Source organism: Rhizobium leguminosarum bv. viciae (assembly GCF_012276115.1).
In the GTDB taxonomy this organism is placed as follows: Bacteria; Pseudomonadota; Alphaproteobacteria; order Rhizobiales; family Rhizobiaceae; genus Rhizobium; species Rhizobium leguminosarum_T.
This window is the reverse complement of sequence record NZ_WIEU01000012.1, coordinates 165,764-177,638: the sequence shown is the minus strand read 5'-3', so window position 1 is coordinate 177,638 and position 11,875 is coordinate 165,764. Positions and strand designations below refer to the sequence as shown.

The following is an 11,875-nucleotide window of genomic DNA, read 5'->3' as shown; positions in this document are numbered from 1 at the left end:
TTTGGGTCGGATGGCGGGACCGAGCGTTGATCACCGGAGGAAGCCGAATCCGCGCGTTGGCGACACCATCGTCTAATGGAATCCGCTTTTTCCTTTCCGCATCCTCAGCAAGCCGGCTCGAGCCGGCGCTCCTTTGAAACCCAAGCGGAAAGAGGTTCTGACATGCAGACGCATCTCCGAGAGATAACGGGAAACGAGGCGAAGACCGGCGACGGTCCTCTAGACGCGCTGATAGAGTTCTACAGGGCGTTCAACGCTGCCGACATGACGGGGCTGGAAGCCGTCTGGGTCGAGGGCGAAGCTCCGAGCATGGACAATCCCATCGGCGGAATCCGACGTGGCTGGGGCGCGATTGCCGACGGGTATTCCAGGCTTTTCGAAGGTCAGGCGAAGGTGCAGGTGGCGTTCCACGACTTCACCAGCCAGGGCGGAGAAGACTGGCACCTCTTTGTCGGCCGCGAAAGAGGCCGATGCGAGACACCCGAGGAGAGGCTCGATGTCGCCTTTCGTACGACACGCTGGTTCGTTCGAATGAACGACACTTGGCGACAACTCCACCACCACGGTTCCGTCGAAGACCCCAAGATGCTCGCTGACTACCAACGTTTGATCTTTGGGGGCAGGGCGAAAGGCAGTCGATACCAAGGTATCGCCGATACCAAGGTGTAGCTGTGGTGCGAGCGGAAACTTGCCATACTTCTCTTCACGCAGCCGGTTCTGACTGCGGTCGAACAAGAAGGAGTCGACAGATGAAGATCCTGATGGTGTTTACGTCCCATGACATTCTTGGCAGCACCGGCCGAAAGACGGGCTTCTGGCTCGAAGAAGGAGCTGCACCCTACTATGTCTTTCGCGATGCCGGCGTTGAACTCGTCCTCGCCTCGCCCAAAGGCGGTCAGCCGCCGGTCGACCCGAAGAGCGATCTGCCGGAAAACCAGACGGGGGCGATGACGCGCTTCAAACAGGACGCAGCGGCGCAGAAGGATTTCGCCAGCACCTTGAAGCTGGCGGATATACGCTCGGAGGATTTCGACGCGGTGTTCTATCCGGGCGGCCACGGACCGATGTGGGATCTGGTCGACAACCCGGATTCGATCTCCCTGATCGAATCCTTCTACAATTCCGGCAAGCCGGTTGCCGCCGTCTGCCATGCACCTGCCGTGCTGCATCGGGTGACGTATAAGGGCGCGCCGATCGTCAAGGGAAAACGCGTCACGGGGTTTGCGAACAGCGAAGAGGAAGAGGTTCAGCTCACCGACGTCGTGCCGTTCCTGGTCGAAGATGAATTGAAGCGGCTCGGCGGTCTTTATGAAAAAGCGCCGAACTGGCAGAGCTTTGCCATCACGGACGGCAGGTTGATCACCGGACAGAACCCGGCCTCTTCGACTGCCGGTGCGCAAGCCCTGGTCAAACTGCTTGCGGACCGGTCTGCTGTCGGTTCGAGCGCCGCATAAGTCACAGCCGGGTGGCCAGCTGGCAAACTCATCATGTGTGGTCGCAAACGGGGACTTCCTGCACAGCGCCTGCGCATAGGCCGTGCCGCCTGCATGATCAGTTCGCTTGAGTCTTGTATGCGGCATCTTGCCGAACTGAAGCGACTCCCTTTACCGCACGAAGCGCATCGAGCGCGTCAGGATTGACACTACCGTTGACAATCATGAAGCGCTCGTGGCTTTGCACCTGTTCAAGGCCTTGCGACTTCAAGTCGCCGACGACCTCTCCCAAACTGCGGGCCTCGTTTTTGTCGATCCGAATGGTAACTTCAATCTTATCGGTCGTCATACCTCGCCGCATCCTCTTGCCTGGAGCAGGCCCTTGCCAACATCCCTAGCAGGGGAAGATAGAGGCTTTGTAAGCTGAATCAAGCGCGCCCAAAGCGCCCATCCGCGAAACTTCGGATCAGACTGAGCAATAAGAGCCGCGACGCCGGCGACATGTGGGGTCGCCATGCTGGTGCCATCCCACCGGTCATACTTGTCATCGGGCAAGCTCGAGAATATATCGACGCCAGGAGCGGCAATGTCCACTTCCTGACCAGGATTCAAACCGCCGCACGAGAACGACGCCGGCGCGAAGGAGCGATCCACGGCGCCAACTCCGAGGATCGTGGACGCGTTCGCCGGAGAACCAACTGGGTTAATCTGTTGAGGACGGGAACTTTCGTTCCCGGCAGCGGCAACAACTAAGGTTCCTGCGTCTAAACATACCTGCCCAATTTGCTCGTAGTCGTCACTCGGCGCATCTCCAATTTGCGTTGCAGCGCCTAACGACATCGAAATAACATGGCAACCTTCATCCAGCGCCCATTCCATGCCAGCAATGATCGACCGGTCAGTACCGAAGCCGTCGTCGCCCAGCACCTTTCCAGCGTAGATTTCCGCCTCATAGGCGATGCCGTAACGTGGGCCGCTGGTCGGTCGCAACGGACCGCATGCCGTCCCGATGCAATGCGTTCCGTGACCGTGAACATCGCCATCGGAACTACGTGTCGCAAAGAGCTTCTTGGTGACTGAACGGCCGACAAAATCCTGATGAGTTTCGTCAAATCCGGTATCCAGTACTGCTACCTTGATGCCGGCCCCGCTCAGCTCACCTTCGATAGCCCTGACAGCCTGCAGTCCCCAGGTGTTGCTGGTCTCCTCAAAGGCAGCCCGGGCGACAAGCCCCTCTGCCGCCTTTTTGCCCAATAAGCGATCGACCAGTTCGTTCACAGCGTCACGATAGCCGAGCAGGTAGTCACGGTCCAAGGAGGTTGCAACGCCGCCCACCGTCCCCTGTGCGAGGTCTAGCCGCTTCGCCAGCGGGCCGCCGAGGGCACGATAGGATCGCTCCGGCCGGGCCGCGCTGATGACCTTCTGCTGCATGGCATTTTGCAACATGGGCTTCAGTCTCTCGCCGTCCCGGCGCACAATTGCGATTCCGAAACGTTCGAAGTACTGAACATCAGCGCCATCGAAATCATTTGGCACCGCCACGGCGCTGCGAAAATCTTTGGACGACGCGACACGGAAGCCGCCTTTTTCGAGTTGCTGTACACCCTCGCTCCTTGCTTTGGGTGTAAATCGCACCACCATGCCAAGACCCGATGTGCCGTCGCCTGGTGCGTTGACCCTGCCTCGCGTTGATTTAGCCATGATGCCAACTCTCCCCCATCTTTCACGGTTTTAAAGCAATACAAAAGCCGCAAGCTTGACGCGGCAATCCGTTAATCGAGCCGACACGCGCGTTTGGGACAGCGGCGGCCCTGCAGGTGGATCGATGCGGATTGACCAGATGTTTTTTTCCGCTGACTTGCCGCGAGAACACAAAGCTTCGCCAACCGAAAATTGGAGCGTTCAGCAAGCAAGCATAATAAATTGTACCTTGTAGGTCGATTTCGGGATGTACTTCCCCAGGTGAAATCTCGGCGGCAAATATACATCTTATTGTTGAGCTAGCAAATGAAAATTCTAGTGGTCGTTCGTCAGCGTTTCATTGCTTTTCAGGTGGCCTATACTTCTGCATCTCCTCCCCATCGGTTTTCCTCGTTATTTTTGTGCCTGACAAAACGAGTGCGCTGAATCCGCACAGATATCGACTGGGTTTACTGGTAATTTACCAACTTTAAGATGAATAATAGCCCAATATGATTAGTTGACTTCGCGTTCTAGGTGTATGAATTATCCCGCGGGCTGGAAAACGGAGGGTGTTGCCAATGGCAATCGTTTTTCAATCGCACGGGGGTGCGGAGAAAAAGCGTGCAGTTCCAGGGCCGAGCGTTCGGGCCGGGCGGCCAGCGACGGGTGACGTCGCGGTCGATGAAGAAGCTGACTTCGGTTATTTCGTTCCGCCATTAGATGCGCCGGAGAATTACCTTCCCAATACGGCGGAGACGCTTGGGGAGCTCGATGAGCTCGGCGAAATGATGATCGATGTTGTTGCGACGCCGACGAGCGAGGATCCGACGGAAGATTCCACGCTCCCGCCTGTGTTCACATATTGGGGACAATTCCTGGATCACGAGCTGACGGCCCGAACTGATCGCGAAGGGGCGATCTCGAGCATGGTCAACGCACACCCGCCTGTCGCCTCGTCGACAGTGGAGAGTCAGTTCAGGAATGCTCGCTCGCCCCGCTTCGATCTGGATAGTGTCTACGGCGGATCTGCCGTCGGCGAGGGGATCGATGCAGATGTTGTCAAAGTGATCTCCGGCCTTCGCCACCCCACGCTGAAAAACAAAATGCGTGTCGGGACAGCCGCCGATCCGGGGCCGCTTCCAGACAACCTCGACGAACATCGCGACCTTCCTCGTTATGGCCAGGTCCAGTCGTCTGTCCGGGAGGCGGCTTTACGTCTGGCTGAGGCCGCGATGACTCCCGAGGCGTTTCAGAAATTCTCTGATACCTTGCCCCAGCGGGCGATAATCGGGGACAATCGCAACGATGAAAATCTCGTCGTCGCGCAGTTCCATCTGAGTTTTCTCCGGTTCCATAACAAGGCCGTCGACTATCTCGCATCGCATGACACGGGCTGGATCGCCGATTTCAGCGCAGCCCAGGCTCTGACGAGACTCCATTACCAATGGTTGATTGTAGAAGGATATCTCAAGGGCGTTTGCGATCCGGTTGTGGTGGACCGCGTCGTCAAGGATCGGGCATCTCATTTCTTCAAATTCAGAGCCGAGTTCGATGCCCGGAGACAGAATACCCGGCTTGGAAATGCTCTGCCGTTGGAGTTCTCCACCGCAGCCTATCGGTTCGGTCATTCCATGGTCAGAGCCTTCTATGACTACAACAAGAACTTTGGGCGGCCGGGCACAGGTTTTCTGAAGCGCGCCGACTTGCAGTTGCTATTCGAATTCACTGGCGGCGGCGGCAGGCTGGATGACGAGAAGAAGTTGCCTAAGAACTGGATAATCGACTGGACGCGCTTTACGGGAGCTGATCCCCATGATGCGGGCGATGGGGAGCCGGCCCGTCTTGCCAGGAGGATCGATACGGAACTTGCTCCGCCATTGCATACGCTGTTCAAGGAGGGGGAGGACCAGGCCGACCAACAGCTTAAGGAGTTGTTCAAGAACCTGGCAAGGCGGAACCTTCGTCGGGGCTACAATCTCAGGCTCCCGACGGGTCAGGCTTTACACAAGCATCTCAAGCAAATTGGCGCGGTGCAGTCCTCGCCGATCCAAGATGTCTCAGCGCTGTTTGCCGCGAAGCCCGATCTGAAGAACTTCCTCGCCGGTACTGCATCGCGTTTCCACGAACGTACGCCGCTCTGGTTCTACATTCTGGCCGAAGCCGAGGCTGCAGGCGGAAATCGATTGGGCGAAGTCGGGAGCTGTCTCGTGGCGTCGACCTTCGTGGGCGTGCTGCTGGCGGATCCGGACTCGGCTCTTTCGCGTGGGTTCACGCCCAGTCAGAGCCCTCTCAAGATGCCGGACAACTCGCCGATCGACTCGATCGTCAAGTGGATGCGGTTCGCGGCGGTCATGCAGTAGTGCTCGTAAGACTGTTGCCTCGCCGCACCGCGGCGAGGCAAACCACCCTATCATCGGCGATTTACGAAGCCTTGGCTTCGAAAGCGGGGGCGAAATCACCCAGCGATTTTGCCTTGAGGATGGTGGCCTCGATATCCTGCTCCACGATCGCTTCAAGATCGGCGAAGCTGTCGATGACGTAGTAGATGGGCTGGAGGATGTCGATCCGGTAGGGCGTCCGGAGCACGCTCAGCAGATCGAACGGCCGGAATTCGCATGCCTTGCCTTCCATTGCCGCCTTCGCTTCGCTGGGCGATGAGACGATGCCCGCGCCGAAGCAGCGGCGTCCCTGCGGCGTATTGATCAGGCCGAATTCGACGGTGAACCAGAATATCCGGAACAGATGCCATGAATAGCCCTTGCCGAGGCGGACGGCCGTTTCGCCGAAATGCCGGACGAAATTGGCATAGCTCTGGTTGGTGAGCATGGGGCAATGGCCGAAGACCTCGTGGAACAGGTCCGGTTCCTCGATATAGTCGATATGCTCGCGACGGCGCAGGAAGGTTGCGAGCGGGAATTTGCCTTGCGACAGAAGTTCATAAAAGCGCGAGGGCGGAATGAGCGCCGGCACGCCTTCGACGCCGAAGCCGGTGGTCTCGTTCAGGCGTCTGTTCACATCGAGAAGCTGAGGCACCTTGTCGGGCTTGAGCCCCAGCATTTTGACGCCGTCCAGATATTCGCGGCAGGCCATGTCGGAAAGCAGCGTCATCTGACGCCGGTAGAGTTCGCCCCAGATCGCATCTTCATCCGGGGTGTAGTCGTACAAACCGTCCGGGCCGGGCAGTTTGGCGGTGTAGCTGCTTTCCTTGGTCATAGGCTGATCCTCCCGAGAACGGCGCTTTTGCTGCCATTATGATCCGAGTTTGGAGGATTTTCTTTTCTTTCATGCTGGCTATCGCCATAATGGTGGCAAATTTTCCCGAAAGTGACGCCAAAAATGAAAGAACCTGGGAATTTTCGCCGCAAGCTCCTGCAACTCGTCCAGGCCGACGGCAGCCTTTCGCTGGCAGACCTGGCGGAAAAGGCCGGCATGTCGCAGAGCTCTGCCTGGCGGAGGATCCAGGAGCTGGAGGCCGACGGCGTCATCCGCAAGCGTGTAACGCTGCTCGATCCTGGCAAACTCGATCTCAAGCTCTGCGTGATCGCGCATGTGACGCTGGAGGATCACCACGAAGAGGCGGTCGCATCTTTCGCTTCGATGGTGCTGGAGCGGCCGGAGATCATGGAGTGCTACGCCTTGTCCGGCGCCTTCGACTATATGCTGAAAATAAGGGCAAGCGACGTGGAAAGCTACGAAGCCTTCATGACCCGCTATCTCATGCGCAACCCGCATGTGCGCACCGTCGTCTCAAGCTTCGTGCTGCGCGAGCTGAAATTCTCGACGGAACTGCCGATCTAACGCTTGTCCCCGAACGAGCCAGCGGAATCATCGCGTGCTGTCGCCATGTCAGTGACCCGGCATCAGCACCGGAAAGCCTTCGAATGTCTTCAGCGTATCGAGGACGATCGACGTCTTCACGTGCTGTACCGACTCGTGGGGCAACAGAACGTCGTTGACGAATTTGGAGAGGTCGGCGAGGCCGCGGGTCGCGACCGTCAGGTGATAGTCCATTTCACCGGTTAGCGCATAGGCTTCGAGAACTTCCGGAAGTCCGTTGATCAGCTGGGAAAACCGGCGGGCATTGTCTCTATTATGGGTCGCAAGCGTCACGGAAATGACCACCAGCATGTCGAGACCCAACTTCTGCCGATCGAGGTAAGCGCGGTAGCTGCGGATATATCCTTCAGCCTCCAGTCTCGTCCGCCGGCGCGAACATTGCGACGGCGAAAGCGCGATCCGCTCGCCCAACTCGTTGTTCGTCAGCCTGCCGTCTTTTTGAAGTTCCTGGAGCAGGCGCAAATCCAATTTGTCGAGCGGCTCATCCATTGCACGAAATCTCCAATACACTCACGGATCGTGCATAATCTCTTCTGAGAGCATAAAGAATGCAAGAACTTTGCACGCGTTTTGGGCCACACTTTGCATATCAAATGCAATCTCCTCTGGAGGAAAGAAAATGGGTCCGTTCCCGCATGATGCGCCGCCCTCGGAAATCACTGCCGACAATCCGGCCGGCACCGACGGCTTCGAATTCGTCGAATTCGCCCATCCCGAGCCCGAGACGCTGCGCGAGCTCTTCACGCGCATGGGCTATGTTGCCGCCGCCAGGCACAAGACGAAAGACATCACCGTCTGGCGCCAGGGTGACATCAACTATGTGCTAAACGCCGAACCCGGCAGCCATGCCGCGCGTTTCGTCGCAAATCATGGTCCCTGCGCCCCGTCGATGGCCTGGCGCGTCGTCGACGCCAAGCACGCCTTCGACCACGCGGTGTCGAAAGGTGCTGTTCCCCATGAAGGGGACGACAAGGCGCTCGACGTCCCGGCGATTGTCGGCATTGGCGGCTCGCTGCTCTATTTCGTCGAGACCTATGGTGCCAAGGGGTCGGCTTACGATGCCGAGTTCGATTGGCTCGGCGAGCGCAACCCGCATCCCCAGGGGATCGGCTTCTATTATCTCGACCATCTGACGCACAATGTCTTTCGCGGCAACATGGACAAGTGGTGGGATTTTTACCGCAACCTGTTCAATTTCAAGCAGATCCACTTCTTCGATATCGATGGGCGCATCACCGGGCTGGTGAGCCGCGCCATCACCTCGCCCTGCGGCAAGATCCGCATTCCGCTGAATGAATCGAAGGACGACACCAGCCAGATCGAGGAATATCTGAGGAAGTACAAGGGCGAGGGCATTCAGCACATCGCCGTTGGAACGGAGGATATTTACGACGCCACCGACAGGCTTGCCGACAACGGCCTGCGCTTCATGCCAGGGCCGCCGGAGACCTATTACGACATGTCCTATGAACGCGTGAACGGCCATAGCGAACCTGTCGAACGCATGAAGAAACACGGCATCCTCATCGATGGCGAAGGTGTGGTGAATGGCGGCATGACGAAAATCCTGCTGCAGATCTTCTCCAAGACCGTCATCGGCCCGATCTTCTTCGAATTCATCCAGCGCAAGGGCGACGAAGGCTTCGGCGAAGGCAACTTCCGGGCTCTTTTCGAGTCGATCGAAGCCGATCAGATCAAGCGTGGTGTCATCGGGACGGCAGCGGAGTAAACTCACTAGCGCCGCGCATCTTTCAGACGCGCGGCGCTGGAGTGTTCGGGGAGGAGTGAGCATGGACCAGACATCGATCCAGGCGTCGGATGGTGACGCCGCGACAGCAAACACGCTGAAATATATGCCGGGCTTCGGCAACGACTTTGAAACCGAGTCGCTTCCCGGCGCCTTGCCGCAAGGCCAGAACAGCCCGCAGAAGTGCAATTACGGTCTTTATGCGGAGCAGCTTTCCGGCTCGCCGTTCACCGCGCCACGCGGGACCAACGAAAGGTCCTGGCTTTATCGCATCCGCCCGAGCGTGCGTCATACCCGCCGCTTCTCCAATGCGTCCTATCCGCTCTGGAAAACCGCGCCTTGCCTCGACGAACATTCGCTTCCGCTCGGCCAGCTTCGCTGGGATCCCATCCCCGCACCCTCGGAGAGACTGACATTCCTTGAAGGCGTTCGGACCATCACCACGGCAGGCGATGCCACCACCCAGGTGGGGATGTCAGCCCATGCCTATATTTTCAACGAGGACATGGTCGACGACTACTTCTTCAATGCCGATGGTGAATTGCTGATCGTGCCGCAGCTCGGGGCGATCAGGGTGTTCACCGAGATGGGGATCATGGATGTCGAACCCCTGGAAATATGCCTGATCCCGCGCGGCATGATGTTCAAGATTCTGAAGGGTGGTGAGCAGACAGTCTGGCGTGGCTACATCTGCGAGAACTACGGCGCGAAATTCACCCTGCCGGACCGCGGACCGATCGGCGCCAACTGTCTGGCAAACCCGCGCGACTTCAAGACGCCTGTCGCCGCTTTCGAGGACAAGGAAACACCGTGCCGTGTGCATGTGAAGTGGTGCGGAAAATTCTATGTCACCGATATCGGCCATTCGCCGCTGGACGTGGTGGCCTGGCACGGCAACTACGCCCCGTTCAAATACGACCTGCGGACATTTTCTCCTGTCGGCGCGATCCGCTTCGATCATCCCGATCCGTCGATCTTTTCGGTGCTGACCGCACCGACCGAAGATGCCGGCACGGCGAATGTCGATTTCGTGATCTTTCCGCCGCGCTGGCTGGTCGCCGAGCACACGTTCCGTCCGCCCTGGTACCACCGCAACATCATGAGCGAATTCATGGGCCTGATCCATGGCCAGTATGACGCCAAGGAGGAGGGCTTCGTGCCTGGTGGCATGAGCCTGCACAACATGATGCTTCCGCATGGGCCGGACGCGCTCGCCTTCGAAAAGGCATCCAATACCGAGCTCAAGCCCGTGAAGCTCGATCACACCATGGCCTTCATGTTCGAGACCCGGTACCCGCAGCAACTGACGAAATACGCAGCCGAGCTTGAAATGCTGCAGGATGATTACCTGGAATGCTGGGACGGCCTGGAACGCAAGTTCGACGGAACCCCTGGTATCAAGTGAGGGGCATCAAGTGATGCATCAGGTGAAGTCATCCTCCGGCACGGAATTTCGGACATGAAGCTTGCAACGTTAAAAGACTCCACACGGGACGGCCGGCTTGTTGTCGTTTCCCGCGACCTTACCCGCTGTTCCGAGGTCGGTCACATCGCCCGCACATTGCAGGCGGCGCTCGATGACTGGCAGCATGTGGCTCCGAGGCTCGCGCTCATTGCCGAAGGCGTCGAGACTGGCGCCCAGCCGACGATCCGGTTTCACGAACATGACGCAACGTCACCTTTGCCGCGAGCCTACCAATGGGCCGACGGCTCCGCTTACGTCAACCATGTCGAACTGGTGCGCAAGGCACGCGGCGCCGAGATGCCGGCGAGCTTCTGGACCGATCCGCTGATCTATCAGGGCGGTTCGGATGCTTTCCTTGCGCCGCGTGACCCAATCGTGATGGCCGACGAGGCTTATGGGATCGATATGGAGGGCGAAGTCGCCATCATCACCGGCGACGTCGCGATGGGGTCCGGCCCCGAGGCCTCACGCGACGCCATCCGCCTGATAATGCTCGTCAACGATGTGTCGCTGCGCGGTCTGATTCCGGACGAGTTGGCGAAGGGATTTGGTTTTTTCCAGTCGAAGCCGGCATCGGCATTTTCCCCGGTCGCGGTGGCGCCGGACGAACTCGGAGACGCATGGGACGGTGGCAAGCTGCATCTCCCGTTGCTCGTCAGCCTGAACGGCAAGCCATTCGGCAAAGCCAACGCCGGCATCGACATGACGTTCGATTTTGGCCAACTGATCGCCCATGCCGCCAAAACCCGTAACCTCCTGGCCGGTACGATCATCGGCTCGGGAACGGTGTCCAACAAGCTGGACGGCGGCCCGGGCAAACCGGTGGAAGAGGGAGGAGACGGCTACTCCTGCATCGCCGAACTGCGAATGATCGAGGCGATCGAGACCGGATCGCCGAAGACCCCGTTCATGAAGTTCGGGGATCAGGTCCGCATCGAGATGAAGGATAAGGCCGGCCATTCGATCTTCGGGGCGATCGAACAGACGGTCGAAAAATACAAAGGGGCCGGGCCGCAATGAACGAGGTCGTTCTTTACGACTACTGGCGATCATCGGCGAGCTATCGCGTCCGCATCGCGCTCAATCTCCTGGGCGTCGACTACAAAACCGTGCCCATCAACCTTTTGGACGGCGCGCACAAGACGCCGGAATATTTGGCCCTCAATCCGCAGGGACTGGTGCCGACATTGGTGATCGACGGGAAGACACTGACCCAGTCGCTGGCAATCATCGAATATCTGGCCGAAACTCGGCCGGAATGCGGATTGCTGCCATCGGATATCGCCGATCGCCAAAAAGTCCGCGCCCTTGCATATGCGGTCGCCATGGACATCCATCCGATCTGCAACCTGCATGTCGTGTCGCATCTGATGAGCATGACGGATAAGTCCGACGCCCGCGAGCAATGGATGAAGCATTTCATCAGCGACGGACTTCGCAAATTGGAAGCCATGATCGGCGAAGGCGATGGCGCGTTCAGCTTTGGGGATGTGCCGACGATGGCGGACCTCTGTCTCGTTCCCCAGGTCTACAACGCCCACCGCTGGGGCGTTGATATGACCACTTTCAAGCGCATCGTCGATATCGACGCCAGATGCGCAGACCTGCCGGCCTTCCAGGCGGCGCATCCAGACCGTGTGAAGCCGTAACGGCGGAGCGGAATCCAGGACGAAATCCGAAGAAGCGTCCCCTTCTCCTGCGGCTCTCGCA

The 11,875-nt window shown here is 58.5% G+C and carries 12 protein-coding genes; 8 read left to right on the top strand and 4 right to left on the bottom strand.

Features of this window, described 5'->3' with window-relative positions; genetic code table 11:
- The first annotated feature begins 162 nt into the window (after positions 1 to 162).
- Both GFM02_RS21365 and GFM02_RS21360 read left to right on the top strand, forming a co-directional pair.
- Positions 163 to 669: a YybH family protein gene (locus tag GFM02_RS21365; RefSeq protein WP_168322691.1), complete on the top strand. Its 507-nt coding sequence runs from the start codon at positions 163 to 165 to the stop codon at positions 667 to 669.
- Positions 670 to 749: 80 nt separating this feature from the next.
- Positions 750 to 1,454: a type 1 glutamine amidotransferase domain-containing protein gene (locus GFM02_RS21360; RefSeq protein ID WP_168322690.1), complete on the top strand. Its 705-nt coding sequence runs from the start codon at positions 750 to 752 to the stop codon at positions 1,452 to 1,454.
- A gap of 97 nt (positions 1,455 to 1,551) precedes the next feature.
- Here GFM02_RS21360 and GFM02_RS21355 read toward each other — a convergent pair whose 3' ends face one another.
- Complete coding sequence (locus GFM02_RS21355; protein WP_003547661.1) at positions 1,552 to 1,782, bottom strand: hypothetical protein; 231 nt, start codon at positions 1,780 to 1,782, stop codon at positions 1,552 to 1,554.
- A complete protein-coding gene (locus GFM02_RS21350) occupies positions 1,779 to 3,134 on the bottom strand; it encodes a S8 family peptidase (protein ID WP_168271709.1) in 1,356 nt (451 codons plus the stop codon). Before GFM02_RS21350 ends, GFM02_RS21355 begins: the two co-directional genes overlap by 4 nt.
- 560 nt (positions 3,135 to 3,694) lie before the next feature.
- Here GFM02_RS21350 and GFM02_RS21345 point away from each other — a divergent pair.
- Positions 3,695 to 5,476, top strand: coding sequence for a peroxidase family protein (locus tag GFM02_RS21345; RefSeq protein WP_168322689.1), 1,782 nt, complete (start codon positions 3,695 to 3,697; stop codon positions 5,474 to 5,476).
- A gap of 61 nt (positions 5,477 to 5,537) precedes the next feature.
- On the opposite strand, the gene GFM02_RS21340 is transcribed toward GFM02_RS21345, so the two are convergent.
- Entirely contained in the window at positions 5,538 to 6,329 is a 792-nt protein-coding gene (locus GFM02_RS21340) for a phenylalanine 4-monooxygenase (protein WP_072638740.1), read from the bottom strand.
- Between the two features lie 123 nt (positions 6,330 to 6,452).
- Here GFM02_RS21340 and GFM02_RS21335 point away from each other — a divergent pair, with 123 nt between their 5' ends.
- Positions 6,453 to 6,914, top strand: coding sequence for an Lrp/AsnC family transcriptional regulator (locus GFM02_RS21335; RefSeq protein WP_168322688.1), 462 nt, complete (start codon positions 6,453 to 6,455; stop codon positions 6,912 to 6,914).
- 48 nt (positions 6,915 to 6,962) lie between these two features.
- Here GFM02_RS21335 and GFM02_RS21330 read toward each other — a convergent pair whose 3' ends face one another.
- Entirely contained in the window at positions 6,963 to 7,442 is a 480-nt protein-coding gene (locus tag GFM02_RS21330) for an Lrp/AsnC family transcriptional regulator (RefSeq protein ID WP_003558671.1), read from the bottom strand.
- 130 nt (positions 7,443 to 7,572) lie between these two features.
- On the opposite strand from GFM02_RS21330, the gene hppD reads away from it, so the two are divergent.
- The 4 genes from hppD to maiA all read left to right on the top strand — a co-directional run bounded on the left by hppD (position 7,573) and on the right by maiA (position 11,814).
- On the top strand, positions 7,573 to 8,682 hold the full coding sequence (gene hppD, locus GFM02_RS21325) for a 4-hydroxyphenylpyruvate dioxygenase (protein ID WP_168322687.1): 1,110 nt from the start codon (positions 7,573 to 7,575) through the stop codon (positions 8,680 to 8,682).
- Positions 8,683 to 8,743: 61 nt separating this feature from the next.
- The gene (gene hmgA, locus GFM02_RS21320; protein WP_168322686.1) at positions 8,744 to 10,105 is read left to right on the top strand and encodes a homogentisate 1,2-dioxygenase; all 1,362 of its coding nucleotides are present in this window, start codon (positions 8,744 to 8,746) and stop codon (positions 10,103 to 10,105) included.
- A 54-nt stretch (positions 10,106 to 10,159) separates the two neighbouring features.
- The gene (locus GFM02_RS21315; protein ID WP_168322685.1) at positions 10,160 to 11,185 is read left to right on the top strand and encodes a fumarylacetoacetate hydrolase family protein; all 1,026 of its coding nucleotides are present in this window, start codon (positions 10,160 to 10,162) and stop codon (positions 11,183 to 11,185) included.
- A complete protein-coding gene (gene maiA / locus GFM02_RS21310) occupies positions 11,182 to 11,814 on the top strand; it encodes a maleylacetoacetate isomerase (RefSeq protein ID WP_168271703.1) in 633 nt (210 codons plus the stop codon). The genes GFM02_RS21315 and maiA overlap by 4 nt, the downstream gene beginning before the upstream one ends.
- The last annotated feature ends 61 nt before the right edge of the window (positions 11,815 to 11,875 follow it).

Coding starts and splice junctions, on each gene's coding strand:
- GFM02_RS21335 (WP_168322688.1), top strand. CDS start 6,453: ATGAAAGAACCTGGGAATTTTCGCCGCAAGCTCCTGCAACTCGTCCAG.
- GFM02_RS21350 (WP_168271709.1), bottom strand. CDS start 3,134: ATGGCTAAATCAACGCGAGGCAGGGTCAACGCACCAGGCGACGGCACA.
- GFM02_RS21315 (WP_168322685.1), top strand. CDS start 10,160: ATGAAGCTTGCAACGTTAAAAGACTCCACACGGGACGGCCGGCTTGTT.
- GFM02_RS21355 (WP_003547661.1), bottom strand. CDS start 1,782: ATGACGACCGATAAGATTGAAGTTACCATTCGGATCGACAAAAACGAG.
- maiA (WP_168271703.1), top strand. CDS start 11,182: ATGAACGAGGTCGTTCTTTACGACTACTGGCGATCATCGGCGAGCTAT.
- GFM02_RS21340 (WP_072638740.1), bottom strand. CDS start 6,329: ATGACCAAGGAAAGCAGCTACACCGCCAAACTGCCCGGCCCGGACGGT.
- GFM02_RS21365 (WP_168322691.1), top strand. CDS start 163: ATGCAGACGCATCTCCGAGAGATAACGGGAAACGAGGCGAAGACCGGC.
- GFM02_RS21345 (WP_168322689.1), top strand. CDS start 3,695: ATGGCAATCGTTTTTCAATCGCACGGGGGTGCGGAGAAAAAGCGTGCA.
- hmgA (WP_168322686.1), top strand. CDS start 8,744: ATGGACCAGACATCGATCCAGGCGTCGGATGGTGACGCCGCGACAGCA.
- hppD (WP_168322687.1), top strand. CDS start 7,573: ATGGGTCCGTTCCCGCATGATGCGCCGCCCTCGGAAATCACTGCCGAC.
- GFM02_RS21330 (WP_003558671.1), bottom strand. CDS start 7,442: ATGGATGAGCCGCTCGACAAATTGGATTTGCGCCTGCTCCAGGAACTT.
- GFM02_RS21360 (WP_168322690.1), top strand. CDS start 750: ATGAAGATCCTGATGGTGTTTACGTCCCATGACATTCTTGGCAGCACC.